We start from the raw sequence: 23659 nt of genomic DNA, 5'->3' as shown, positions 1-23659 counted from the left end.
CGTGACGGTTCCGGTGGACGGCGGACTCGCGGCCCGGAGTGCGGGGGCGACGAGTTCCCTCGGCCTGCAGGCGGTCCACACGGCCGAGCGCGAGGTGTTCGGGTACGAACTGCTGCACCGCACGGGTGCCACGAACCGGACCCGCCTGACGGGTGAGGCCGAGCACGACCGCGCCACCGCGCAGGTCGTCGCGGCCGTGTTCGGGGAGTTCGGCGTCGAGGACCTGTCCGGCGGTCGTCCCCTGTTCCTCAACGCGACCCGCTCGTTCTTCTCCGGTCAGGTGCAGCTGCCGTTCCCGCCGGGACACGTCGTCCTCGAACTGCCGCAGCACGTCGACGTCGACCGGCGGCTCATGGTGGGTCTCGGCGACCTGCGGCGCAAGGGTTTCCCGATCGCCGTCGACGACTTCGACGGTGAGGTCTCCCGGGTCCCGGCCGTCGTGCACGCCGACTACGTCAAGGTCGACCTGCACGCGACGGGGGAGCGGCTGCCCGAGGTCGTCGACCTCGTCCGCAAGGTGAACCCGGGCGCCGTCCTCGTCGTCGAGCGCGTCGAGACGCAGGCGCAGTTCGACGTCTGCCGCGACCACGGCGTCGACCTGTTCCAGGGGTACCTGCTGCACCGCCCCGAGGTCCTGCAGCGCCAGACCCTCACCCCCTCGCACCTGACGTGCGCCCAGCTCGTCGCCCTGCTCGCCGACACCGACGCCGACGTGGGACAGGTCGTCGACCTCCTCGCGCAGGACCCCGCCCTGAGCCTGCGCGTGCTGAAGACCGTGAGTTCGGCGGCCCACGCGCCGCGCGGCGGCATCACCTCGCTGCGGCAGGCGGTCGTCATGCTCGGCCGCCGGGAACTCATGAGCTGGGTCCTGCTCGTGCTGCTCGCCGGGTCCGGCTCCGCCCGTGTCCCCGACGACACCCTCGTCTGGATCTTCACGCGGGCCGAGGCCTGCCGGTCCCTGCACCCGACCGCGGCCGAACCCGCCTCCACCGTCGGGCTGCTGTCGGCGGCCGCCGAGGCGCTGGCCTTCGACCCCGTCGAACTCACCCGCGGGTGCGCCCTCGACGCCTCCGTCCGCGACGCCCTCGTCAGCGCCGGCGGTCCCCTCGGTGCGGTCCTGACCACCGTCCGCGACCACGAGGCGTTCGTGCTCGACGGCGCCGGGGACCCCGCGGTCGAGGAGGTGGCCGCCGTCTACCTGCGCGCCCAGGTCGCCGCCCGCTCCCGGGTGGCGGCCTTCCGCACGCCGCGCGGTCCGGGGCGGTGACGCGCCCGGTTCCCGGGTCCCCACCCGCGGGCGGGCGGTTCCGGCCGTTGCTCGGCGTCGGCGTCGTCCTGCTGCTGCTGGGTGCGCCGGGGACCTGGAGCCTGCTGGTCCCGACCGCGGGCACGTCCGCGGTGCCCGTGCTCGGGGCGGTACTCAGCGCTCTGGGCGCCTACGCCGTCCTGTTCGCGGCGAACCTGCGGCTGCTGCACTACCAGCGCAGTTCCGTCGTGCCGCAGGTCAACGCGTGGTTCGACGGGACGGCGTGCCTGGCCGGCCTGGTCGCCGTCCTCACCGCGACCGTCGTCCCCGCGCTCACCGCCCGCGGGGTCGCCACCGCCACCGCGCTGGCCTGGTCCGTCCGCCCCGCCCTGGTCCTCGTGCTCGTGGCGTTCGCCGCGGCGAACTGCGGGCTCGTGGCGCCGGACCGGCGGCGACGTCCCCTGACCGTGCTGGCCCTCTTCGTGCTGCTGCTCCTGGCCGAGGTGGCCGACCTCGCGCACCTCGTCCTCGGCGCCGGCGGGCCCGCGGGACTGCTGACCCCGGCTGCGGCCGGTCTGCGCCTCCTGGCCCTGCCGCTCCTCGTGCGGACGCTCCGGACGCCCGCGGCCGCGCCCCGGGTGGTGGCCGACCTGGGCTGGGCGACGGTGGCCGCCCCGATCGCCGTCTTCGTCCTGACGATGGTGGCCGCGACGTGGCGCACGGCCCACCCGGGCACCTCGACGCTCGTGCTGCTGTGCGAGGTCGTGGCCCTGGGCGCCGTCGCCGCCAAGCTCGTCCTGCTGACGCGCACGCTCGTGTCGCTCCTGGGCAGCCACCGGCTCTCGCTGCTCGACGAGCTGACGGGGCTGGCGAACCGGCGCGCCTTCTTCGCCGAGGTGGAGCACGTCGCCGACGGGGTGCCGCTGGCCGTCCTCCTCGTCGACCTCGACGGGTTCAAGGCGGTCAACGACCGGCACGGCCACCGCACCGGCGACCTCCTGCTGCGGGACACCGCCGCCCGCCTCGAGGAGGTCGTCGGCCCCGACGGCCTGGTCGCCCGGCTCGGCGGGGACGAGTTCGTCGTCCTCCTCACGGGTCCCCGCACCGCGCGCGCCGACGACATCGCCCGGGCCCTCGTCGGGCAGCTCGGTCCGCGGGAGGTGGACGGCCGGCACCTGCGCGTCTCGGCCAGCGTGGGGGTGGCCGGCCCGGACGCCACCGTCGGCCTCGCCGAGGACGCCGTGACGACGGGCCGCGGTCGCGGGGAGGCGCTGCTGCACGCCGCCGACGTCGCGATGTATCGGGCGAAGTCCGAGGGCGGCGGGGCGCGCCGGGCGGCCTGAGGCGTTCGGCCCCAGCGTCAGGCCGGGGTGCCCCGGACGACGCTGCAGGGCAGGAACGCACGAACGGCGAACCCGCCGTCGGCCGTGGGGCCGGCCTGCAGCGACCCGCCGAGGGCGCAGGCGCGTTCGCTGATCCCCACGAGCCCGGCGCCACCCCCGGCCAGTCCGCAGGACCCGCCCTGCGCGGCAACGGGTTCCGCACCGCCGCCCCCAGGTGGTGAGTTCTCGACGTCGACGTGGACGCCGGCCCGGAACCCGTCGCCGTGGTCGCGGTCGCGCCCCAGCCGCACGCGGACGACGACGTCCGCCCCGTCGGCGTGGCGGCGCACGTTCGTCAGGGCCTCCTGCGTGATGCGGTACACCGCGCGCTGCACGGGGGCGGGCACGCTCGCGGTGTCCACGGCGTCCGGCAGCTGCAGCCGCCCGCGCACCCCGGACCGCTGCCACAGGTGGGCGATGTCGTCGACGGTCCGCACGGCGTCGAGCGAGGCGGCCACGGCGTCGCTGGTGAGCGCACCGAGGACCTGCCGCAGCTCGTCGTTGGCCTGGACGGCCAGGCCGCGGATGGTCTCGGTCGTGCGCAGGGCCGCGGGGACCGGGTCCGCCCCGCGCAGCGTCACGCGGAGCACCCCCGCCTGCAGGGCGATGAGGGAGATCTGGTGGGAGACGACGTCGTGCATCTCGCGGGCGAGCTGGGCGCGTTCGTCGGCGCGGGCGGCCCGCTCGGTCAGCAGCCGTTCGCGGTGCCGGCTCGCCTGCAGCTCGCGCAGCCGGTCGGCCTGCTCCCGGCGCACGCGCAGGAGGTGCCCCAGCAGGCTGGCGCTGCCCACGTACCCGGCGAAGTAGACGGCGGACTGCAGGTTCACGACGAGGAACCCGGGCCCGGGGTACCAGTAGATGACGGTGTTGGCCACGGTCAGGACCACGGTGATCGTCACGACCACCAGCAGCGCGGACCGCCTGCGGCGGTAGGTGAAGTTGGCCAGCAGGACTCCGGGAGCGACCTGCAGCGTCGACCACCAGACGCCGGGCAGGGCCGCCAGCAGCGCCAGCAGCGGCCACCGCCGGCGCAGCAGCACCCCGGCCACGGCCAGCACGGTGACGACGACCGCCGGCCGGCTCGACCACGTCACGCCCTTGGAGACGGCGTCCACGACGGAGGCCAGGACGAGCAGGGCCTGGGTGAGCGCTCGTCCACGGGGACTGCGCAGGAACTGCGCGGCGGCGGCGCGGCGCTCGACCGACAGCAGGGGGGTGCCGCGGGAGGGCGCGTCGCCGGACACCGGCCCAGGATGGCAGCCGGCCACGCGGGGACGTCCCCTCCGGACGGAGGGGGTGCGGTCCCGCCGCACCGCACCTCCGGAGGGTGGCCGCGCGCGGGGGGGCCGGGGGACGATCGTGGGGCCGGTGCCCGCCCCCACGATGGCGCGCCGGTCGACCGACGCCGGCCGGCGGCCTCCTCGGGGGAGACGGGCCGCCGGACGGCGGGGTCGGAGAGTCGGTCCCGGAGGCCGGGCGGTCGCAGGAGCGACGTGTCGGGGGACGAGCGCGCCCGGCTCCGGGGTCCGACCAGGTGCGAGGATGGGCCGGTGACTCCCGAGGTGCCCGCGCCGGCCGACGTCGACCGCGGACGGGAGGCCACCGACGAGCTGGACGACCAGGGGGCCGAACGCGCCTTCGCGCAGGGGTGGGCGCTCGTGGCGACCGACCTCGACGGCACCGTCATCCCGCGCGACCGCCCCGTCAGCGCCCGCACCCTGGCCGCCTTCGCGGCCTGCGACGCGGCCGGGATCCCCGTCGTCCCCGTGACCGGTCGGCCGCCGCGCTGGGTCACGCCGCTGGCCGAGGAGGCGGGTCTGCGCGGGCAGGTCGTCTGCGCCAACGGGGCCGTCGTCTACGACCTGGACGCCGGCCGGGTCGTCCTGGAGCACCCCATCGCCCCCGACGTGCTGCGCGAGGTCGTGGCCCGGCTGCGGCCCGTGCTGCCCGGCATCGGCTTCGCCCTCGAGGCCGTCGTCGGCTTCCGCCGCGAGCCCGAGTACGCCACCCGGTTCGACGGGGGTCTGGAGCAGCGCGTCGCCTCCTTCGACGAGCTGCTCGTGGACGCCCCGCCCGTGGTGAAGATCCTCGCCAAGTGCCCCGGGGTGCTGAGCGACGAGATGGTCGCCATCTCGCACCGCGAGCTGGACGGCCTGGTCAACGTCACGCACTCCAACGCCGCCGACTCCCTCATCGAGATCATGGCGGCCGGGGTCAGCAAGGCGACGACCCTGGCCGAGGTCGCGGGCGACCGCGGGGTCCGCGCCGAGCAGGTGGTGGCGTTCGGGGACATGCCCAACGACCTGGAGATGCTGCGCTGGGCGGGGCGGTCCTACGCGATGGCCGACGGGCACCCGGACGCGCGGGCGGCCGCGGACGACGTCGCGCCCGACTGCGGCGACGACGGGGTGGCCCAGGTGCTGGAGCGGCTGCTCAGCTGGCGTGGGCGCTGATGCCGCCGATGCCGCGCACGACGACCCGCACGCCCTCGACCCGCTCGGGCAGGTCGGGGTAGTCCTGGTCGTCGACGACGTTGACCTTCACGGCCCAGTCCGGGCCGACGTGCGTCAGGCCCACGCCGTTGACGCGCGGGTCACCGCCGATCAGGCTCTGCACCTGCGACTTGGCGGCCCGTGCAGCGTCTCGGTCGCTCACTCCCGGCTCCCTGGTCCGTCCGCCGCGACCGCCGGAGGACCAGGGGCCGCGCGTGCTCAGACGACCAGTGTCGCACCGAGCGCCGTGAGCACAAGGCCGATCGGGTTGCAGAACGTCAGGCCGGCGCCGTTCTCACCGCCCCGCTCGCTGCCCGCGAAGAGGAGGCCCACGGCCTGGCGGGTGTCCGGACGGTAGACGAGCGACCCCGAGTCGCCACCGGCTGAGAACGCCCCCGCGTCGCCCGTGACCTCGATCTGGCCGTCGAAGCTCACGACCCCGACGGGGTACTGCACGGCGACGTCGTCGAGCTCGATCGCGCTGATGCGTCCCGTCGTCCACCCGGTCGTGCGACCCACCTTCTCGACGGCGACCTCGTCGTCCGGCTCGGCCCACCCCGTCAGTCGGCCCACGGGGTAGCTCAGGTCCACGTCGGTCAGGTCGTCCTCGAGCAGCGCGAGGGCCGCGTCCACGGTGTTGCCGCCCCCGGCCTCCAGCGGCACCGCGCGCGCCAGCCGGCCCACGCGGTCCCCGGCCCGTCCGCCGTCGTGCGGGCCGGGCTGCAGGACCGGGTCGTCGAGGGCGGCCTGGTCCGAGTTCGCCAGGACGTGGTTGTTGGACAGGACGTACAGGCCGTCCGAACCCTCGACGGTGACGAACCCCCCGAGGGTTCCCGCGGTCACGTCCTGCTGCGCGATCGACAGGCCGGGGTGCAACGGTCGGACCTTGCGCTGCAACGCCTCCGGCGCCCACGTCCCAGGTTCGGTGGGCGCGCTCAGCGCCTTGACGAGGCCGATCTCGCGGATGTCGACCTCGTCCCCGGCCGCACCCGCCGCGAGGGTGCGCGCGCTGTCGGCGAGGACCGCGCCGCGGTCGCCGGAGTAGCGGACGGCGAGCCCGTAGCGGGGCGCGTCCCCACTGCGGTACGCGACGCTGATCCCGACGCTCGCCACGCCGGTCGGCGTCTCGAGCGAGGAGGCCCGCACGACGCCCGAGAGCAGTCGGGCCTTCAGTTCACGAGCGTTGTCGATGTGCACGAGACGTTCCCCCTGGTCGTGTCCGCTGTCATCACCCGGTGGTCCACCGGGATGAGCACACCGTGACACCGACCTCCGACACAAGCCCCTGGACCGCTGCGCCACGGTCACCGGCGGCTGCGGTCGTCCTCGGTCCGCCGGACCCGCCGGACGTAGGTCTCGGCGCCGCCCGCCGCCGCGAGCGAGCCCACGAGCAGCCCGGCGACGAGGTCCTGCCGGTCGGTGCGCTGCTGCCCGCAGGCCGGGGCGAGGTCGCTGGAGTCCCCCAGGTCGGCGTGCACGGCGGACGTGCAGCCGTACGCGCTGAGGGGCAGGGGTGCCATCGCCAGGACGAGCCCACCGCCGAACGCGACGGCGGAGGCGACCTGGACGGCACGGGCGAGGGCGAGGTCGCGCACGGGACGACGGTAGCGAGCGTGTTCCCGCGGTGGTTCCGGGCCCGGGTCAGGGTTCCAGGAGGACGGCGGAACCCCCCGACCGCGCCGCCCGCGGGTCGACGGAGCCGACGATCCGGCCGCCGGTGACGCGTCCTTCGACGGCGTTGCGCGGCCGGCCCAGGCCCGCGGCGGACAACCGCACCGGTGGCCGGGGATCCCGCACGGGGTTTCTCGACGACGACCTCCGGGCTGTCGCGCACCTCCACGAGGCCCTCGGTGTCCGGGGAGCAGGCTCCGTCCCGGTCGAGCGGGAACCGGTCCCGGTGCGCGGTCCCCGGGTTCCGGAGGAGTTCGGCGACGAGGTCGGTGTCGTTGCCGTGCAACCCGTCCAGCGACCGGAGGCCGACGGACCGGACGCGGGTCCAGCACCAGCAGCACGCGGCACCACGGAACACCAGGCCACGCGCGAGGGACAGCGCTGGAACGTCACCGGGTGGACAACGGCTCCCCCACGGTCGGGGAACGGGACCCGCTGGACGGCGCGGCGGGGTGTCGCGTGCGCGACGGGTTCTCCCGCGGAGTCGCGCCGCCGGGTGCCGCCGTGGGAGAACGGGTCCGTGAGCAGCGACGTCCACGAGTTCCTGGTCCGTCCAGCGCAGCCGGGGGACGAGGAGGCGCTCTGGCCCCTGGCCGTGGAACTCGCCACCTCCTTCGTCCCCGAACGCGTCGCCTTCGCCCGGTCGCTGGCGCACGTCCTGGCCGACGACGCCGCCACGGTGCTGGACCGACCGCGGTCGGTCCAGTCGTCGGTCCCGCCGTCGAGCCCGACGGGCGAACTCGGCTCGTGGGGTACGTGCACGTCCTCGTGCACCCCGCGTTCCACGCGAACGGGAACGTCGGCTGGGTCGAGGAGGTGGTGGTCGACCCGCAGTTCCGCGGGTCGGGGTGCGGACGCCTGCTGCTCGAGGCGGCGCAGGAGTGGGCCCGCGGTGCCGGTGCCGTGTACGTCGCGCTCGCCACCCGGCGGGCCGGGGAGTTCTACCGCACCCTGGGCTTCGAGGAGTCGGCCCTGTACTTCAAGAAACCCTCCTGAGGATGCGACGGAGGGTCACGGACGTCACGTCGCCTCGACAGCCGGGGCAGGGCCGCAGCACAGCCGGCGCGCCCAGTCTCGACGGGTGAGCGCAGTCACGACCGCCGTCGCCCCGCCCTCCCGCGTCCGCACCCGGGGACGCGCGTGCGACGTGGCGCTCGTCCACGCCGCGCTCGTCGTGGTGGTGTTCGTCGGGTTGCAGTGCCTGCCCGCCGCCGGGCGTGCCGCGGCCGTGCTCGCCGCCAGCACCAACCTCGACAACCTGGCCGCGCACGCCCTGCGCGTCCTGCTCCTGAGCGCCGTGGTGGTGCCGACGGGTCCGGGGCTGCTCGTCCTGGTCCTGCTCGTCCCCGTCCTGGCACTGGCGCAGCGGCGCTTCGGGCGGGTGGCGACGCTCGGCGCGTTCGCCGTGGGGCACGTCGGCGCGACCGGCGTCGTGGCGGGGCTCCTCCTCGCCGGGCTGCGGTTCGGGTGGGTCGACTCCTCCGTCCGCAGTGCCGTCGACGTCGGGGTCAGCTACGGGCTGGCGTGCGTGGCGGGTCTCCTCGTGGCCCGCGGTCCGCGCCGGTGGCGCGCGGCCGGGACCGCCGGTGCGGTCGGCGTGGCCCTGGTCGCCCTGGTCGCGGACCCCGGGTCCACGGCCGTCGGTCACCTCGTCGCGCTCGGCCTCGGGTTCGCCCTGGCCCCGCTGGCCCCGCCGGCTCAAGGAGCGGGCCGCCCGCGCCGATGGGAGGTCACCCGTCCGGCGCAAGGAGGAACCCGTGAGGCACCGTCGAGCTGTCGTGACCGCCGTCGTCGGCCTGGCCGGGAGCCTGCTCGTCGGCAGCGCTGCCGGAGCGTCCGTGGGACACGCCCCGGCGGTTCCCGGCGTGCCGGTCACCGCGGTCGCCGACCTGCGCCCCTCGGCTGACTCCTCCGCGCAGTTCGTGGTCCCGCTGTACGTGGCCCCCTCCGCGCCGGCCGGAGTCCCGGGTCCCGAGTCCGGCGGCGACGTGCTCACCCCCGGCACCGTGCAGGTCCCCGACAGCACCCCCGTTCCACGCCTCGCACCGCGCGCGGAGTTCCGCCCGGCCTGAGCCTGCGCTCACACTCGCCTTGCCCTGCGGGACCCGGTCGCGGAAAGCTCGCGGCATGGTGGAACCCCAGGACCGCACGGTCGCGCAGCAGCTGCTCGGCCTCGACCCCGCGACGACGTACCGACCCGTCGACGTGCGGCGCCGCGCCGCGCCACCGCCGCCCGGAACGACGGACGTCGCCTGCGAGCACGTCGTCCTCGTCACCGCCGACGGGGAGGTCCCCTGCTGGCTCCTCACGCCGGAGCACCCGCGGAACGTGGCGGTCGTGGCCGTCCACCAGCACGGCGGTGAGTTCGACCGCGGCAAGAGCGAGGTCGCCGGGATCGCCGGCGCCCCGCACCTGGCCTACGGGCTCAGAGCGGCCCGGGCGGGCGCCGTCGTCGTGTGCCCCGACCTGGAGGGTTTCGAGGAGCGGCGGCGGGGCTGGACGGCGGACCCGTCCGCCGACGAGAAGCTCGACGCGTTCCACCGGGTCGCGCAGGGCGGTTGCCTGCAGGCCCAGCACACGCGTGACGTCGCCGTCGTCACGTCGTGGTTGCAGGAGGAGGTCGGACCGGGGACGCGCCTCGGGATCGTCGGCCACTCCCTCGGCGGGCAGGTCGCCCTGTTCTCCCTCGCGTTCGACCCGCGGCTGCAGGCCGGGGTCGTCAGCTGCGGTGCCGCGACGGTCGCCTCCCTCGTGCGCGACCGCATCCCGCACAACCCCGCGTGGTTCGTACCCGGGCTGCTGCCCGCCGGCGACCTGCCCGCCCTCGCCGCCACCCTGCGCGACCAGCGGGTGCTGGTGACCGCAGGCGCCGCGGACCCCCTGTTCCCGGCCGACGGCGTCCGCGAGGTCCTCGACGCGTTCGCCCCTGGGGTGTGCACCCCGTTCCTGTTCGACGGCGGTCACGAGGTGACCGAGGAGGTGACGGCCGCGGCGGTGGAGTTCCTGCTCGCGCCGTGAGGTCCGCCGTGGCGGGACCGGCGGCACACTGGGGAGGTGGTCCCGGAACCGTCGTCGGGAGACGACCTGGCACGCGTCCTGTTCGAGCGCGCCGTCGCCGCGGAACAGGCCGTCCACCGCGTGCGCCCGCAGGACGACGTCCCCGCGCTGCGTTCGCGGGTCCGCGCCCTCGCGCGCGAGACCGGTGTCCCGATCCGGACCGGTGTCGTGGACGGTGCCCTCGTGGTGGTCCGGGCCGACGCCGCGGTGTGGCACGAACCCGCGGCACGCATGCGTGTGCTCCTGACGCCCGCCGCGGAACCTCCCCTGGACGGTGACCCGGGTCCGCTCCCGTCCCGTTGACGGGAGTTCCCTGGTCGTCTCCTGGTCGTTCCCCCAGAACTCCTCGCGCGACGTCGCGCGCGTGTCGGAGGCCGGTGGCACAGTGCCGCGCATGACGGAACAGAACCCCTCCGGAGAACCGTCGACCGGGAACCGGCCGCTGGCCGGCAGCGCCCGCGCCGCCGCCCCGCGCGCCCGCGACGCCGTCCCCCTGGCGGCCGGGACGACCGTCGAGGTGACGCTCGTCCTGCGTCGTCGGGCCGCGCTCCCGACGGACGTCGTCACCTCGGCGCAGAACCTCTCCCGCACCGACCTCGGCGACCGGTTCGGTGCCGACCCGGCCGACGTCGAGACCGTCCGGTCCGTCGTCGAGGGCGCCGGCTTGACGGTGGAGACGGTGGACGTGCCGAGCCGCCGCGTGCAGGTCAGCGGTGCGGTGGAGGACGTCACCCGGTTGTTCGACGTGGACCTGCGTGAGGTGACGTCGGAATCCCCGTCCGGACGCCAGGTGCGGCACCGTCAGCGGGAGGGGACCGTCTCGTTGCCGGCCGGGCTCGACGGAGCGGTCACCGCCGTCCTCGGTCTGGACGACCGGCCGACGGCCCGGGCGCAGTTCCGCCTCGCGCCCGCGACGGCCCCGTCGACGAGCTACTCGCCCCTGGACCTGGCCCGCGTCTACGAGTTCCCCGGAGGTGACGGCGCCGGAACCCGGATCGCGGTCCTGGAACTCGGCGGTGGGTACCGCACGGAGGACCTCGACGCCTACTTCTCCGGCCTCGGGCTGACGACCCCGACGGTCACCGCGGTCGGGGTCGACGGCGCCGGGAACTCCCCGGGATCGGCCGACGGGGCGGACGGCGAGGTCATGCTCGACCTGGAGGTGGCGGGGGCGCTCGCGCCCGGGGCGGAACTCGTCGTCTACTTCGCGCCGAACACCGACCGGGGTTTCCTGGACGCGTTGTCCGAGGCGGTCCACGCCGACCCCACGCCCGCGGCGGTCAGCATCAGCTGGGGCGGCCCGGAGGACACCTGGACCGAGCAGGCCCGGTCGGCCTTCGACGACGCGCTCGCCGACGCCGCCGCCCTCGGTGTCACCGTGACGGTGGCGGCGGGCGACAACGGCAGCGGCGACGGTGTCCAGGACGGAGCCGCGCACGCCGACTTCCCCGCCGCCAGCCCGCACGCCCTGGCCTGCGGCGGGACGAGCCTGCACGCCCGCGCCGACGGGACGGTGGACAGCGAGGTCGTCTGGAACGGGCGCGGCGCGACGGGCGGCGGGGTGAGTTCCACGTTCCCCGCACCCGCCTGGCAGGAGGGGGTGGGCGTTCCCGGACGCCCCGGCGGTGGTTCGGGGCGCGGGGTTCCGGACGTGGCCGCGGTCGCCGACCCCGCGACGGGGTACCGCGTGCGGGTGGACGGGTCCGACCAGGTGATCGGCGGGACGAGCGCCGTCGCCCCGCTGTGGGCCGCGCTCGTCGCCCGCCTCGTGGCAGCGCGGGGTTCCGGGTTGGGGCTCCTGCAGCCGCGGCTGTACGCCGGGGCCAGGGCCGGAACAGCGGTCGAGGGCTTCCGCGACATCACCGAGGGCGACAACGGCGACTACGCCGCCGGCCCCGGGTGGGACGCGTGCACCGGGCTCGGGGTGCCCGTCGGGACGGCCCTGCGGGACCGCCTGGGGTGACGCGAGGCGCGTGGGACCGTCGCCCGCGGGCTAGCGTGACGGCGTGGCGGGAGACCTGGACAGAGACCTGGACCGAGACCTGGACGTCGTGCTGTTCGGCGCTTCCGGCTTCGTCGGGCGGCTGACCGCGGAGCACCTCGCCGCGCACGCACCCGCGGGGACGCGGATCGCCCTGGCCGGCCGTTCGCGGGAGCGCCTGGCGGCCGTGGCCCGCGACCTCGGTCCCCGCGCTGCGGACTGGCCCCTGCTGGTGGCCGACGCCGCCGACGAGTCGTCGCTGCGCCGGCTCGCGGAGTCCACGCACGTCGTCGTCTCGACCGTCGGGCCATACCTGCGGCACGGGCTGCCCCTCGTCCAGGCGTGCGCCCGGGCCGGCACCCACTACGCCGACCTGACGGGTGAGGTCCTGTTCGTGCGCCGCAGCATCGACGCGGCCGACGAGACGGCCCGCGCGAGCGGGGCCCGCATCGTGCACTCCTGCGGCTTCGACTCGGTGCCTTCCGACCTCGCCGTGCTGCTCGCGCACGAGTGGGCGCGGGCGCACGACGCCGGCCCGCTCGCGAGCGCCACGCTCGAGGTCCTCTCGGCGCGCGGCGGTTTCAGCGGCGGCACGGTCGACTCGCTGCGCCTGCAGCTGGACACCGCGCGCCGCGACGAGGACGCGCGCCGGCTGGTGGGCGACCCGTACGCCCTCAGCTCCGACCGGGCGGCGGAACCCGACCTCGGCCCCCAGCGCGACGCCTTCCGCCCGCACCGGCGCGCGGCGACGGGGGACTGGGTGGCGCCCTTCGTCATGGCCTCCTACAACACCCGGGTGGTGCGGCGCAGCAACGCGCTGCTCGACCACGCCTACGGACCGCGGCTGCGCTACGCGGAGGTCATGGCGTTCTCCGGGCGTGCCGCGGCCCTCAAGGCCGGCGCCGTCACGGGGGTCCTGGCCGGGCTCACCGGACTGCTGGCCGTCGGACCCGTCCGGCCGCTGCTCGACCGGCTGCTGCCGGCCCCGGGGACGGGCCCGAGCGAACGCACCCGCAGCACCGGGCGCTTCCGGCTGCGGGTGGACGCGCGCACGGAGTCCGGGCGCCGGGTCGCGGTCACCGTCGCCGCCCAGGGCGACCCCGGCTACGCCGCGACAGCGGTCATGCTCGGGCAGAGCGCGTTGTCCCTCGCCCTCGACGGTGACCGTCTGCCCGACCGCGCGGGGGTCCTGACGCCGGCCACCGGCATCGGGACCGCGCTGGCGGACCGGTTGCGCGACAGGGGTTTCACCCTCGACGTCGAGGCCTGAGCGGTACGTCCTGTCAGTGCGGCGAGAGCTTCGCGCCCCCGGCGGCGGCCGTCGTCCCGTCGCAGGACGCCTCCCCGGGCGCGACGGTGATCCCGGGCGGCACCCACGTCTCCACGGCCCCGTCGGGCAGCCGGCGCCCTAGCACGCAGTCGCGGGTGGGCGGCGGGGCCCAGATCCCGACGCCGAGCGTCCCGTCGACGGTCTGCACGTCGACGAGGGCCTCCGCGGGCACGGTCGGCGCCAGGGCTGCGCGCACGTCAGCGGCCGAGCCGCTGCGGGTGAGCGCGTCCTGCACGGCGGTCAGCACGTCGTCGCCGAGCTGCACCGTGGGGGGTGACGTCGGCAGCGGCGTGGCGGGGGAGGCGGGCTCGTCGTCGCAGTCGGTGCCGCGCCCGCGCACGGCGTCGTAGTTCCGCAGCTCGAACGTGTAGCAGCGGTGCACGGTCGTCGCGGGCCACGACCGCCCGCCGATGCCGCCGTCGGTGGCCACGGCGTGTCCCGTGATCTCGACCTCGACGAGGGGAGGCTCCTCACCGTTGACGCTCCCGGACGCCCCGAGCAGCCGGAGGTGGTCCTGCCCCACGACCTCGGCGCCCGCGACGGTCCGGGCGTCCCCGCCGAAGGTCCGCACCCCACGGCCGAGGTCGCGTTCGAGCTGGTCGGCCCTCGTGTCCGCGTCCTTGCGGGCTTCGAGCTCACCACGGCGCTCGGGCGACGCGCACGCGCTCACGGCGACCGCGAGGAGCAGGACGAGGGCGGTGGCCGTGCGCTTCACGTCCCGAGCCTGGCGCACCCACCGGCCGTCGTGGGGTCGATCAGCGCAGGTCGGCCAGCGTCTCGGCCTTGACGACGGCGCGCTCGACGGCGGCGAGCAGCGCCGGGTCCACCGGACCACCGTCGGAACCCGCGACGCGCACCATCGCGGCGGCCTCCGCGACCTGGGCACACGCGGTGGCCGTGCGCGTCAGACGCCGGTGGATCTCGGGGTGCTCCCCGTCGGGCCCTCCGGGGACGAGCAGGTCACCGGCGGACGGCGCCTCCTGCTGCGCCCGCAGGCACTGCGCGCGGACGGCGCGGGCCACGAGGTCCACGCGGGGGAGGAACTCCTCCAGCGCCTCACGGGCGGGGCCGGGCGCGGTGCCGTCCACGACCATCTCGACGCGGCGGACGGCGCGGTCGGCGGAGTGCGCGGCGCGCGCCCAGACCCCCTCGCCGAGGGGGTCGGGCGTGCGCCGCCAGAACGCGAGCTTCAGAGGTACTGCCCCGTCCCGCCGGGCTGCACGCGCGGCATCCCGTCGCCACCGGGCCGGCCCTGCGGACCGCCGGGGACGCTGCCGCCGGGCAGCGCGCGCCGCATCTCCTGCAGCTGCGCCTGCGCCGCCATCTGCTGGGCGACGAGGGCGGTCTGGATGCCGTGGAACAGGCCCTCGAGCCAGCCGACGAGCTGGGCCTGGGCGATCCGCAGCTCGCTCTCGGACGGGGTCTGCCCCTCGGCGAACGGCAGCGCGATCCGGCGCAGCTCCTCGACGAGGTCGGCGGACAGGCCGTCCTCGAGCTCGCTGAGGGAGCGCTCGTGGATCTCGGCGAGTCGGTTCCGGCCCGCCTCGTCCAGCGGCGCGGACCGCACCTCCTCGAGCAGCTGCTTGATCATGCTGCCGATCCGCATGACCTTCGCGGGCTGGGAGACCATGTCGGCCGGTCCGGGCTCGCCGTCCTCGGGGGGCTCGGCGATGCCCATGCCCTGCGGCGTCACGACGACGACGCGGGGGTCCGGGCCGTCGGTGGTCTCGCGCGGTGCGTCGGGCGGGGTCGGGTCCTCGGGGAAGCCGTCGGTGTGCTCGGACATGACCCCCATCCTGCCCTCAGCCCCTGCGCGCCACCTCTCGCGGGACGGCGAGCGCGGCCGTCAGGACGGTGAAGGCGACGACCGTGCCGGCCACGAGGTAGGACGTCGTCAGCGAGGCGTCCCCGGCGTAGACGACGACGAGGGCCGCCGCAGCGGCCGCCGGCACGACGAGCGAGAGCCGCACGAGCGCCCCGCGCCGCCGCTCACCGCGGTACGGGGCGACCTGCACCAGGCACAGGACGATCGAGCCGACCAGCGCCGAGGCGAGGACGTCGCTCACCCGGTGCCACCCGTCGGCGATGACGAAGGCCCCCATCGCGCCCGCGGCCGCCGCGCCGGCGAGCGCCAGGGGAGCCCGCAGCCAGCGCGGCCCGGCGACCAGGAGACCCAGGGCCAGGCCGAGCACCGCCGACGTGTGCCCGCTCGGCAGGCTGTTGGCCGACGAGCTGTGCTCGAGCAGGTCCGGGCGCTCCAGCAGGACGAGCTTGAGGAGCTCCGTCACCCCGAGCGTGCCGGCCGCCACCACGACCCCGCGCACCGCCGCGCCCAGGCGCCCGCGCACGAGCCCCATGAGCCCGACGACGGCGACCCCGAGCACGAGGTGGTGCGGCTGCAACCGGTCGACGAGGTCGAACGCCGTGCGCAGCCACCCCGTCTCCGAGCCGCGGTTCTCCAGGGCGAGCGTGTGCAGCCGGTTCTCGTGCCGCTGGCCCGAGGCCGTCCGCACGCAGACGACGTACAGGACGCCGAGGGCCGCGAGCTGCCACCACGCAGCCCCGAGCGCCACCGCGGACCAGGTCCGGCGGGCGGACGCGGCTCGGGGTGGGCTCCAGGGCTGGTGCTGGGCAGTCGTGCTCATCCCTCCACTCTGCGGTACGCACGCGAGCCGTGCGTACCGCAGCGCGTGCAGGGAACGTGTCGTTCCTGTGAGCCGTCAGCTTCCCGCTCAGCGGGAGGCGTGGTCCAGCGCGGAGAGCTCCTCGGACGTCAGCTCGAGGTCCATCGAGGCCAGCAGCGCGGGCAGCTGCTCGACGGTGCGGGCGCTCGCGATCGGGGCGACGACGGTCGGCTGCGAGCGCAGCCACGCCAGGGCCACGGTGGCGACGTCCACGCCGTGCGCGGCGGCCGCGGTGTCGAGGGCCTCCAGGACGCGCGGGCCGCGCGGGGAGTCCAGGTAGGCCGCGGCGTTCGCCTGGCGCTGGGAGTCCGCGAGCTGACCCGGGCGGTACTTGCCCGTGAGGAAGCCCGAGGCCAGCGAGAAGTAGGGCAGCGAAGCCAGCCCGTTCGCCTCGACCACGGGCAGCGCGTCGCGCTCGTACTCCTCGCGCTCGACGAGGTTGTAGTGGTTCTGCACGGCGACGTAGCTGGCGAAGCCCTCGCGGCGCGACGTCTCGAGGGCCTCGGTGAGCCGGGCCCCGGAGTAGTTCGAGGCGCCGATCGCGCGGACCTTGCCGGCCGTGACGAGCTCGTCGAACGCGCCGAGGGTCTCGGCCAGCGGGGTGTCCTTGTCGTCCTGGTGGGCCCAGTACAGGTCGATGCGGTCGGTCTGCAGGCGCTGCAGCGACTCGTCGACGGCCTTGCGGATGTTGTCGGCGCCCAGGCCCTTGCGGTCCTCCTTGCTGGCGACCTTGGTGGCGATGACGACCTGGTCGCGCTTGCCGGACTTCGCCAGCCAGGTGCCGATGATGGTCTCGGAGATCCCGGCGCCGCCGTCGGACCAGGCGGAGTACACGTCGGCGGTGTCGATGAAGTCGCCGCCGCCCTCGACGAAGGCGTCGAGGACGGCGTGCGAGGCGGCTTCGTCGGCGGTCCAGCCGAAGACGTTCCCACCGAGGTTCAGCGGGCGGACGTCGAGGTCAGAGGTCCCGATGCGTGTCATGGCGTCAGGCAACCACAGGCCGCCGCGGACGACACCTGGACGCCGGACCGCCTCAGAAGTCGGTGCTGGTGCTCAGCTCGCGCCAGACGTTGACCTCCGAGCGGCGCTGCTCGAGCACGCCCTCGATCGCCGAGAGCGCGTCGGAGCCCAGGAACACCGCGGACGGTGGGTTCTCGGCCTCGGCCAGCGCGATCATCGCCTCCGCGGCCTTGGCGGGGTCGCCCGGCTGGGTGCCGTGGGCGGTGTCGTTCTCGATGCGCCGCGGACCCGCGGTGCTCGCGTAGTCGGCGATCGGTTCGGGCGACTGCGTCAGCGAGCGGCCCGCGAAGTCGGTGCGGAACCCGCCGGGGGCGACGATCGTCACGCGGATGCCCAGCGGGGCGACTTCGGTGCGCAGCGAGCGGGACATCGCCTCCAGCGCCGCCTTGGCGGCGGCGTAGTACCCCGAGCCGGGCGGGCAGACGTGCGCCCCGATCGAGGAGATGTTCAGGACGGTCCCGCTGCGGCGCTCCCGCATCCCGGGCAGGACGGCCTTGAGGACGGAGGCCGCTCCGAAGACGTGGGTGGCGAAGAGCTTCTCGACGTCCGCGTCCACCCCCTCCTCCACAGCCGCGCGGTAGCCGTAGCCGGCGTTGTTGACGACGACGTCGATCCCGCCGAAGCGCTCCTCGGCCGCACGGACCGCCTCGGCGACCTGCTCGGGGGACGTGACGTCCAGGGACAGCGCGAGGGCGGCGTCGGGGTGACCCGCCGCGATGTCCTCGACCCTCGAGGCGTCGCGGGCGGTGACGACGGCGCGGTGGCCGCGGGCGAGGACGGCCTCGGCGAGCGAGCGCCCCAGGCCGGTCGAGCAGCCGGTGATGAACCAGGTGGACATGCCCGCACCCTGTCACCTGACACCCTCCCTGTCTGCCCGGGACCGCTCCCCGGTCCGGTAGAACGGAGGGGTGACCACGCTCACCGAGGGCGGCAACGCCCCGCTCACCGGTTCGTCCCTGCGGGTGCGCGTGGAGGGACCGGTCGACGTGACCGCCCTCGTCGTGAACCCCGACGGCAAGGTCGGCGGCGACGCCGACATGGTGTTCTTCAACCAGCCGTCCGCGCCCGGGGTCCGGCTCGACGGGCGGCAGCTCGCGCTCGACCTCGGCGCACTGCGCCCGGGGGCCGACCGGGTCGTCGTCGTGGCCAGCCCCGAGACCGAGGGCTCGACGTTCGCCGGCACCACCGTCCGGCTGGTCCTGGAGGACGGGTCGTCGACCGTCGAGTTCTCCCCGTCGCGGTTGGGCGCCGAGACCGTCGTCGTGCTCGCCGAGGTCTACCAGCGGTCCGGGGCGTGGAAGGTCCGGGCCGTGGGGCAGGGGTACGACAACGGCCTCGCCGGCCTGGCCACCGACTTCGGGGTGGACGTCGACGATCCGGCCGCCGACCCGGCCCCGGTGGCGCCGGCGGTGAACTTCACCAAGGGCGAGGAGAAGCTGCCCGTCGACATGCGCAAGGCGCTGAACCTTCGCAAGCAGCAGGTCGCGCTGGTGCTCACCAAGCACCGCATGACGGGGCTGCGGTGCCGGGTGGTCGTCGTGCTCGACGTCTCCGGCAGCACGAGTTCCCTGTACCGCAAGGGCGTGTTCTCCCGCGCCGTGGAACGCGTCGCGCCCGTGGCCGCTCAGGTCGACGACGGCGCCGAGATGCAGGCGTGGGCGATGGGTGGGCGGGCCGAGCGGCTGGACGACATCACCATCGGCGACCTCCCGCAGTGGCTGCAGACGTACACCGCCAAGCGGTACACCGAGGCCGAGGGCTGGAACAACGAGAAGGCCGTCATCGAGGACGTCGCGCGCTACGTCGCCCGCGAACCCCTCGACATCCCCACCCTCGTGCTGTTCTTCCACGACGGAGGGGTCACCGACAACAAGGGGACCGAGAAGGCGTTGCGGGCCGTCGAGCGCGAGCCGGTGTTCTGGCAGTTCATCGGCATCGGCCGCAGCAACTACGGGATCCTCGAGAAGCTCGACACCCTCTCGGACCGGCAGTACGACAACACCGGGTTCTTCGCCCTCGACGACCTCGACGCTGTGGGCGACGAGGAGCTGTACGACCGCATCCTGCAGGAGTTCCCGAGCTGGATGCGCTCGTACTACCCGCCTGGATCGTCGGCGCTGCAGGGCTTGTCCTGAGGTGCCGGCCCTCGTCGCCCCGCGCTCGTCCGTGGCCGGCTCGGTCCGCCGCGCGGCGCGCTCGGGCGAGTGGGACGACCACCCGACCTACGCCGGGGTCGCGGACATGGACGACGCGCAGTTCGACACCTGGACCGACCGGCTCGTCGCCGACGCCCGCGAGGGCACCCCGCGGCCGGAGGGTTTCGTCCCCTCCACGAACCTGTGGTGGGTGGACGGGGCGGAGTTCCTGGGGCGGGTGCAGGTACGGCACCGCCTGACCCCGCGGTTGCGCGACCTCGGCGGGCACGTCGGGTACTGGGTCGCCCCCGCCGCGCGGCGGCGCGGGCACGCGACGGCGATGCTGGCGGCCGTGCTGCCGGTCGCGAACGCGCTGGGGCTGGAGTGCGTGCTCGTGACGTGCGACGTCGACAACGTGGGGTCCCGTCGGGTCATCGAGGCGAACGGTGGGCTGTTCCAGGGACGGCGTGGGGAGAAGCTGAGGTTCTGGGTGCCGACGGCCTGAGGCCGGTCAGGACGACGCCCTCCGGCGGGCGAGCAGGTCCCGCACGCTCGTGACGACCGTCCCGGCGTGCGTCCCGACGGGCCGGTACCCCAGGGCCTCGGCGGCGCTCGTGTCGAGGAAGAACGGCGGCCAGGAACTCCACGGTGAGGGTTCGCCGCCGGGGTCGTCGACGACGTCCACCTCCACCCCGGCTGCGGCGGCGACCGCCCGGACGACGTCGCCCGCCGTGGGGGTTCCCGGGTCGGCGCTGTTCAGCACCCGGTGGGCCGGGCGTTCCGTGCACAGCACCGCGAGCCGGGCCAGGTGCACGGCTGCGGTCGGGTGGTTCCCGGCGTCCGCGGCGTGGGGGAGCCGGAACACCCGCTGCCCCGCGAGGACCCGGTCCAGGACCCACGTCTCCCGCGGTGCGGCCGCTCCCGGACCGTGGACGCGGGAGGGGCGCAGCACCGAGACCGGCACCCCGGCCGACCGGTAGACCTCCTCGACCGCCACCTTGTTGCGTCCGTAGCCCTCGCGGGAGGCGTAGTTCCCCGTGACGTCGGGCGCCAGGACTGGGTTGTCCTCCGAGACGGGTCCACCGAAGTCAGGCGGGTCGTCGCTGTTGGAGTGGCGCCCGAGGGCGTCGACGTAGACGGCCTTGCTCGAGACGACGACCACCGACCCGAGGCCCGACGAGGCGGCCACGACGCTGCGGGCGTGCGCGGCGGTGTAGGCGACGACGTCGACGACGACGTCCGCGCCCGGCCCCAGCGCGGCCCGGACCTGGGCCGGGTCGTCCCGGTCCGACCGCAGGTACTCGACGCCGCGTTCGCGCAGCACGGCGGGGAACCGTTCCGCGGAGCGGCCGGTCCCCACGACCTGGTGACCCGCGTCGACCAGCGCGGCGGCGATCGCGCGCCCCGTCATCCCGTTGACCCCGAGCACCACCGCCCTCACGCGAGCGCGCCCGCCCACGCCTCGCGGGTGGTCTTGACCGGCCGTCCCGTGCGGACGGCCTCGCCGATCGCCAGGCCGAGGAGGTGGTCCTGGGCGGCCTCTGCCAGCGGGTACGGTTCCGGCCCGTCGTCGCGGACCCAGTCCCGCGCCTGCGCGAGCAGCGTCGCGAGCGCGACCTCCTCGTCCGACAACCGCGACCCGACGAACGGGTTGCGGAACACCACCCGGCCCTCGAAGGAGATCTGGTCCAGGTCGAGCCCCTGGACGTCCTGCTGGTGACCGGTCTGCCGGCGTTCCACCGACGACGTCAGGACGGTCGTCGCGTCCGCCAGCCGCACCACCCGGTCGTCGACGAGTTCGCCCAGGCTGCCGCGCACGACCAACCGGCGGGTGCGCAACGGGTTCCGCGTCTGCGTCTGGGTGAAGTCGTACAGCGCGCTGCGTCCGTCGCCGAGATCGAACGTCGCCACGGTCGTGGTCTGGGGGCGCGGGGTGGCGTCGCCCGTCCAGCCCGGACGCGCGATCGGATCGGCCAGGGGCGCGGTGGTGGCGCTCGCGACGACGCGGGCCGGCGCGGCACCGACACCGAGGAAACCCCGGACCAGCGACATCGCGTGGTAGGTCTGCGTCGAGGAGACCTGGACCGACGTCACGTCCCCGAGGAGGCCGTCCCGCACGACCCGCAGCCGGGCGGCGGTGTGGGGGAACAGCAGGTACTGCTCGGCGACCTCGACGCGTCCGCTGGCACCCACCGCGTCCCACAGCGCCCGCAGTCCGTCGAGGTCCGGGGCCGGAGGAGTCTCGGTGAGGACCCGTGCGCCGTGGGCCACGAGGTCCGTGACGACCGTGGGGGCCGCGGCGACGGGCACCGCGACGAGGACGAGTTCCGGTGAGGTCCGCAGCAGGCCGGTCAGGTCGTCGACGACGGACAGCCCGCGGCCGGCGACGAGGGCCTCGGCGGAGGTGCGGCTGCGGCCCAGGACACCCGTCACCTCGACGAGGTGCGGCACCCGGGCCGCGAGGTCCAGGAACAGTCCGGCCCGGAATCCCGTGCCGACGACGCCGAGGCGGAGGGGGGCTGCGTCCACGTCGGCGACCGTAGACCCCGTGCTCTGGCCTGGCGAGTTCCCGAGGGGGTGGTTGGGTGGGCGCATGCGCATCTTCTTCACGGGCGGCAGCGGCAAGGCCGGACACCACGTCGCGCCCTACCTGGCCTCCCAGGGGCACCACGTGACGAACGCGGACCTCACCCCGCTCGGCCACCCCGACGTGACCGACCTGCACGTCGACCTCACCGACACCGGCCAGGTGTACTCCGCGCTGGCGGGGATGCCCACGACGGCGGACCTCGACGGCCCCGGTCGTGCTCCCGGGGGTTCGGCCTACGACGCCGTCGTCCACTTCGCCGCGATCCCCACGATCCTGCGGGCCCCGGACGCGACGACGTTCGAGACCAACATCCGCGCGCACTACAACGTGCTGGAGGCCGCGACGCGGCTCGGGATCCGCAAGGTGGTGTTCGCCTCCTCGGAGACGACGTACGGGATCTGCTTCGCCCAGGGCGAACGCAAACCCCTCTACGTCCCCGTCGACGAGGAGCACCCGGTCGTGCCGGAGGACTCCTACGCGATGTCGAAGGTCGCCGGGGAGGCCGTCTCCCGCTCCTTCCAGGCGCGCACGGGTGCGGACGTCTACGGGTTCCGCATCAACAACGTCATCGAACCCCACGAGTACGAGGAGAAGTTCCCGGCGTTCCTGCAGGACCCGGCCCTGCGGCGCCGCAACGTCTTCGCCTACATCGACACCCGCGACCTCGGGCAGATGACGCTCAAGGCCCTGCAGACGGACGGCCTGGGCTACCAGGTGTTCAACGTCGCCAACGCCGACATGTCCGTCGCCGCGACGACGCAGGAGGTCATCGAGCAGTTCTACGCGGGCGTCGAGGTGCGGCGCGAGATGGGCCGGGACGAGACGTTCTACTGCATCGGCAAGGCCCGGGACCTGCTCGGGTACGAGCCGCAGCACTCGTGGCGGGACGTGCTGGAGGATCCGCGCCGGCAGGGGTGAGGTGGGGGCCGGCATGAGGGACGTGCGGGTGCTCGGCCCGCTCCTGGTGCTGCTCGTCGTCGTGCTGGTGCTGCTGGCGCAGTGGCTCGTCGGGGTGCTGTGGCCGGTGACGACGGAGAACTACTGACACCCGTGGTTCCGACGTCCTCCCACGACGAGTCGGAACCGCGCGGGAGGGCCCGGGGCCCGGGTGGTGGTCGGACCGGGCCTGGGAACACCCATGAGTGTCCGCTCGACGTCGCCAGGGCGACGCGCGGGGGACACCCACGTCTCACTCCACGTGGTGACACCCGTGGGTGTCCTGGTGGGTGCCCGGCCGTGCCGGCGTCGGCCCCCGACCCGGGCTCAGGGAACCTCGGCACCCTCTCCGTCGGTCACCACGACCCGCACCCCCGCGGCGTGGAACGGGGCCAGAGCCGACGGGTCGGCACCCTCGTCGGTGACGAGCGTCCACCCGGCGGGCATCGGCGCCCACGCGTGGAACGGGCGGCGGCTGAGCTTGGCGGCGTGGGCGAGGACGTGCACGCGGTCCGCACGTCGCGCCATGAGTTCCTTCAGGCGGGTCTGCTGCTGGTCGGCCTCGCAGATCCCGTCCTCGGCGCTCACGCCGTCGGCGCCGAGGAACACGGCGTCGGCGGTCACGCGTTCGAGCGCGGCCTCGGTGAGCGGGCCGACGAAACCCTGGCTGAGGTGGCGCAGGGAACCGCCGAGGCAGACGACCTCGACGTCGTCGGCGTCGGCGAGTTCGTCCAGCACGGTCAGGCCCGTCGTGACGACGGTGAGCGGCGCGCACCGGCGCAGTTCGTGGGCGAGCGCGCCGACGGTCGTCCCCGCGTCGAGCATCACGGTCTCGCCCGGCCGCACCTGCCGCGCGGCCCAGCGGGCGATGCCGCGCTTTGCCTCGAACGCCTCCCCGGTGCGCTGCCGCAGCGACTGCTCGGGGTGCGCGACCGACGGGGCGGCGCCCCCGTAGGTCCGGGTGATGAGGCCCTGGTCCCGCAACCGCGCGAGGTCGCGGCGGATCGTCGACGCCGTCACGCCGAGCCGGGCCGACAGTTCCTCGACGCTGGCCAGCCCGGACGTGCTGGCCAGGTGCAGGATCTCCCGGCGGCGCGCCTCGGTCCCCGACGCGGTGGCGGGTTCGCTCACGCCC

27 protein-coding genes are annotated in these 23659 nt (G+C 75.2%); 13 read left to right on the top strand and 14 right to left on the bottom strand.

Translation table 11 applies throughout. The annotated features are described in order from the left end of the window. Nucleotide 1: 1 nt before the first annotated feature. Nucleotides 2–1267 (top strand): EAL and HDOD domain-containing protein, encoded by a 1266-nt coding sequence (locus tag ACFEMC_RS20415; RefSeq protein WP_380171317.1) that lies wholly within the window; start codon nt 2–4, stop codon nt 1265–1267. Further along, nucleotides 1264–2589, top strand: a complete 1326-nt coding sequence (locus ACFEMC_RS20410; protein WP_380171316.1) for a diguanylate cyclase domain-containing protein — start codon at nt 1264–1266, stop codon at nt 2587–2589. Before ACFEMC_RS20415 ends, ACFEMC_RS20410 begins: the two co-directional genes overlap by 4 nt. Nucleotides 2590–2606: 17 nt before the next feature. Here ACFEMC_RS20410 and ACFEMC_RS20405 read toward each other — a convergent pair whose 3' ends face one another. After that, the gene (locus ACFEMC_RS20405) at nt 2607–3872 is read right to left on the bottom strand and encodes a sensor histidine kinase (RefSeq protein WP_380171315.1); all 1266 of its coding nucleotides are present in this window, start codon (nt 3870–3872) and stop codon (nt 2607–2609) included. 306 nt (nt 3873–4178) lie between these two features. Here ACFEMC_RS20405 and ACFEMC_RS20400 point away from each other — a divergent pair, with 306 nt between their 5' ends. Next, nucleotides 4179–5081: an HAD family hydrolase gene (locus ACFEMC_RS20400; RefSeq protein ID WP_380171314.1), complete on the top strand. Its 903-nt coding sequence runs from the start codon at nt 4179–4181 to the stop codon at nt 5079–5081. Here ACFEMC_RS20400 and ACFEMC_RS20395 read toward each other — a convergent pair. From ACFEMC_RS20395 to ACFEMC_RS20380, 4 genes are all read right to left on the bottom strand, one after another. Further along, nucleotides 5062–5283: a hypothetical protein gene (locus ACFEMC_RS20395; protein ID WP_380171313.1), complete on the bottom strand. Its 222-nt coding sequence runs from the start codon at nt 5281–5283 to the stop codon at nt 5062–5064. The two genes, ACFEMC_RS20400 and ACFEMC_RS20395, sit on opposite strands and share 20 nt — an antisense overlap. Before the next feature lie 56 nt (nt 5284–5339). Continuing rightward, complete coding sequence (locus ACFEMC_RS20390) at nt 5340–6317, bottom strand: hypothetical protein (protein WP_380171312.1); 978 nt, start codon at nt 6315–6317, stop codon at nt 5340–5342. 107 nt (nt 6318–6424) lie between these two features. After that, the gene (locus ACFEMC_RS20385) at nt 6425–6715 is read right to left on the bottom strand and encodes a hypothetical protein (RefSeq protein ID WP_380171311.1); all 291 of its coding nucleotides are present in this window, start codon (nt 6713–6715) and stop codon (nt 6425–6427) included. A gap of 46 nt (nt 6716–6761) precedes the next feature. Beyond that, nucleotides 6762–6896: a hypothetical protein gene (locus ACFEMC_RS20380; RefSeq protein ID WP_380171310.1), complete on the bottom strand. Its 135-nt coding sequence runs from the start codon at nt 6894–6896 to the stop codon at nt 6762–6764. Between the two features lie 642 nt (nt 6897–7538). Here ACFEMC_RS20380 and ACFEMC_RS20375 point away from each other — a divergent pair. From ACFEMC_RS20375 to ACFEMC_RS20345, 7 genes are all read left to right on the top strand, one after another. Further along, nucleotides 7539–7787, top strand: coding sequence for a GNAT family N-acetyltransferase (locus tag ACFEMC_RS20375; RefSeq protein WP_380171309.1), 249 nt, complete (start codon nt 7539–7541; stop codon nt 7785–7787). Nucleotides 7788–7872: 85 nt separating this feature from the next. Next, the gene (locus ACFEMC_RS20370; protein WP_380171308.1) at nt 7873–8697 is read left to right on the top strand and encodes a rhomboid-like protein; all 825 of its coding nucleotides are present in this window, start codon (nt 7873–7875) and stop codon (nt 8695–8697) included. Next, nucleotides 8657–8863 (top strand): hypothetical protein, encoded by a 207-nt coding sequence (locus ACFEMC_RS20365; protein ID WP_380171307.1) that lies wholly within the window; start codon nt 8657–8659, stop codon nt 8861–8863. The genes ACFEMC_RS20370 and ACFEMC_RS20365 overlap by 41 nt, the downstream gene beginning before the upstream one ends. A 55-nt stretch (nt 8864–8918) precedes the next feature. After that, nucleotides 8919–9809: an alpha/beta hydrolase gene (locus tag ACFEMC_RS20360; protein WP_380171306.1), complete on the top strand. Its 891-nt coding sequence runs from the start codon at nt 8919–8921 to the stop codon at nt 9807–9809. A gap of 36 nt (nt 9810–9845) precedes the next feature. After that, nucleotides 9846–10151 (top strand): hypothetical protein, encoded by a 306-nt coding sequence (locus ACFEMC_RS20355; protein ID WP_380171305.1) that lies wholly within the window; start codon nt 9846–9848, stop codon nt 10149–10151. A gap of 91 nt (nt 10152–10242) precedes the next feature. After that, nucleotides 10243–11811: a protease pro-enzyme activation domain-containing protein gene (locus ACFEMC_RS20350; protein ID WP_380171304.1), complete on the top strand. Its 1569-nt coding sequence runs from the start codon at nt 10243–10245 to the stop codon at nt 11809–11811. Between the two features lie 43 nt (nt 11812–11854). Then, nucleotides 11855–13099 (top strand): saccharopine dehydrogenase family protein, encoded by a 1245-nt coding sequence (locus tag ACFEMC_RS20345; RefSeq protein ID WP_380171303.1) that lies wholly within the window; start codon nt 11855–11857, stop codon nt 13097–13099. A gap of 13 nt (nt 13100–13112) precedes the next feature. Here the strand turns inward: ACFEMC_RS20345 and ACFEMC_RS20340 are convergent, their stop codons facing one another. The 6 genes from ACFEMC_RS20340 to ACFEMC_RS20315 all read right to left on the bottom strand — a co-directional run bounded on the left by ACFEMC_RS20340 (nt 13113) and on the right by ACFEMC_RS20315 (nt 17701). Continuing rightward, nucleotides 13113–13874 (bottom strand): hypothetical protein, encoded by a 762-nt coding sequence (locus ACFEMC_RS20340; protein WP_380171302.1) that lies wholly within the window; start codon nt 13872–13874, stop codon nt 13113–13115. Nucleotides 13875–13914: 40 nt separating this feature from the next. Further along, nucleotides 13915–14247: a hypothetical protein gene (locus tag ACFEMC_RS20335; RefSeq protein WP_380171301.1), complete on the bottom strand. Its 333-nt coding sequence runs from the start codon at nt 14245–14247 to the stop codon at nt 13915–13917. Nucleotides 14248–14348: 101 nt separating this feature from the next. Then, nucleotides 14349–14954 (bottom strand): bacterial proteasome activator family protein, encoded by a 606-nt coding sequence (locus tag ACFEMC_RS20330; RefSeq protein ID WP_380171300.1) that lies wholly within the window; start codon nt 14952–14954, stop codon nt 14349–14351. Between the two features lie 7 nt (nt 14955–14961). Further along, nucleotides 14962–15804, bottom strand: coding sequence for a phosphatase PAP2 family protein (locus ACFEMC_RS20325; protein WP_380171299.1), 843 nt, complete (start codon nt 15802–15804; stop codon nt 14962–14964). Between the two features lie 87 nt (nt 15805–15891). After that, entirely contained in the window at nt 15892–16824 is a 933-nt protein-coding gene (locus ACFEMC_RS20320) for an aldo/keto reductase (RefSeq protein ID WP_380171298.1), read from the bottom strand. Nucleotides 16825–16876: 52 nt separating this feature from the next. Continuing rightward, entirely contained in the window at nt 16877–17701 is an 825-nt protein-coding gene (locus ACFEMC_RS20315) for an oxidoreductase (RefSeq protein ID WP_380171297.1), read from the bottom strand. Between the two features lie 70 nt (nt 17702–17771). Here ACFEMC_RS20315 and ACFEMC_RS20310 point away from each other — a divergent pair, with 70 nt between their 5' ends. Beyond that, nucleotides 17772–18998 (top strand): VWA domain-containing protein, encoded by a 1227-nt coding sequence (locus ACFEMC_RS20310; RefSeq protein ID WP_380171296.1) that lies wholly within the window; start codon nt 17772–17774, stop codon nt 18996–18998. Nucleotide 18999: 1 nt separating this feature from the next. Further along, nucleotides 19000–19503 (top strand): GNAT family N-acetyltransferase, encoded by a 504-nt coding sequence (locus tag ACFEMC_RS20305; protein ID WP_380171295.1) that lies wholly within the window; start codon nt 19000–19002, stop codon nt 19501–19503. 6 nt (nt 19504–19509) lie between these two features. Here the strand turns inward: ACFEMC_RS20305 and ACFEMC_RS20300 are convergent, their stop codons facing one another. Both ACFEMC_RS20300 and ACFEMC_RS20295 read right to left on the bottom strand, forming a co-directional pair. Beyond that, complete coding sequence (locus ACFEMC_RS20300; RefSeq protein ID WP_380176889.1) at nt 19510–20427, bottom strand: NAD-dependent epimerase/dehydratase family protein; 918 nt, start codon at nt 20425–20427, stop codon at nt 19510–19512. An 8-nt stretch (nt 20428–20435) separates the two neighbouring features. Next, the gene (locus ACFEMC_RS20295; RefSeq protein WP_380171294.1) at nt 20436–21527 is read right to left on the bottom strand and encodes a Gfo/Idh/MocA family oxidoreductase; all 1092 of its coding nucleotides are present in this window, start codon (nt 21525–21527) and stop codon (nt 20436–20438) included. A 64-nt stretch (nt 21528–21591) separates the two neighbouring features. On the opposite strand from ACFEMC_RS20295, the gene ACFEMC_RS20290 reads away from it, so the two are divergent. After that, nucleotides 21592–22506 (top strand): NAD-dependent epimerase/dehydratase family protein, encoded by a 915-nt coding sequence (locus ACFEMC_RS20290; RefSeq protein WP_380171293.1) that lies wholly within the window; start codon nt 21592–21594, stop codon nt 22504–22506. Nucleotides 22507–22851: 345 nt separating this feature from the next. Here the strand turns inward: ACFEMC_RS20290 and ACFEMC_RS20285 are convergent, their stop codons facing one another. After that, nucleotides 22852–23655, bottom strand: coding sequence for a DeoR/GlpR family DNA-binding transcription regulator (locus tag ACFEMC_RS20285; RefSeq protein ID WP_380171292.1), 804 nt, complete (start codon nt 23653–23655; stop codon nt 22852–22854). Nucleotides 23656–23659: the final 4 nt, after the last annotated feature.

The sequence above is a fragment of the Kineococcus sp. DHX-1 genome (genome assembly GCF_042473625.1).
Lineage (GTDB): Bacteria > Actinomycetota > Actinomycetes > Actinomycetales > Kineococcaceae > Kineococcus.
Note: the sequence above shows the minus strand (reverse complement) of the source record. Positions and strands in the feature narration are given on the sequence as shown.

What these genes read in the sequence shown, in the direction of transcription:
- ACFEMC_RS20360 (WP_380171306.1), top strand. Translation starts at nt 8,919, where the DNA reads ATGGTGGAACCCCAGGACCGCACGGTCGCGCAGCAGCTGCTCGGCCTC.
- ACFEMC_RS20350 (WP_380171304.1), top strand. Translation starts at nt 10,243, where the DNA reads ATGACGGAACAGAACCCCTCCGGAGAACCGTCGACCGGGAACCGGCCG.
- ACFEMC_RS20330 (WP_380171300.1), bottom strand. Translation starts at nt 14,954, where the DNA reads ATGGGGGTCATGTCCGAGCACACCGACGGCTTCCCCGAGGACCCGACC.
- ACFEMC_RS20325 (WP_380171299.1), bottom strand. Translation starts at nt 15,804, where the DNA reads ATGAGCACGACTGCCCAGCACCAGCCCTGGAGCCCACCCCGAGCCGCG.
- ACFEMC_RS20320 (WP_380171298.1), bottom strand. Translation starts at nt 16,824, where the DNA reads ATGACACGCATCGGGACCTCTGACCTCGACGTCCGCCCGCTGAACCTC.
- ACFEMC_RS20315 (WP_380171297.1), bottom strand. Translation starts at nt 17,701, where the DNA reads ATGTCCACCTGGTTCATCACCGGCTGCTCGACCGGCCTGGGGCGCTCG.
- ACFEMC_RS20290 (WP_380171293.1), top strand. Translation starts at nt 21,592, where the DNA reads ATGCGCATCTTCTTCACGGGCGGCAGCGGCAAGGCCGGACACCACGTC.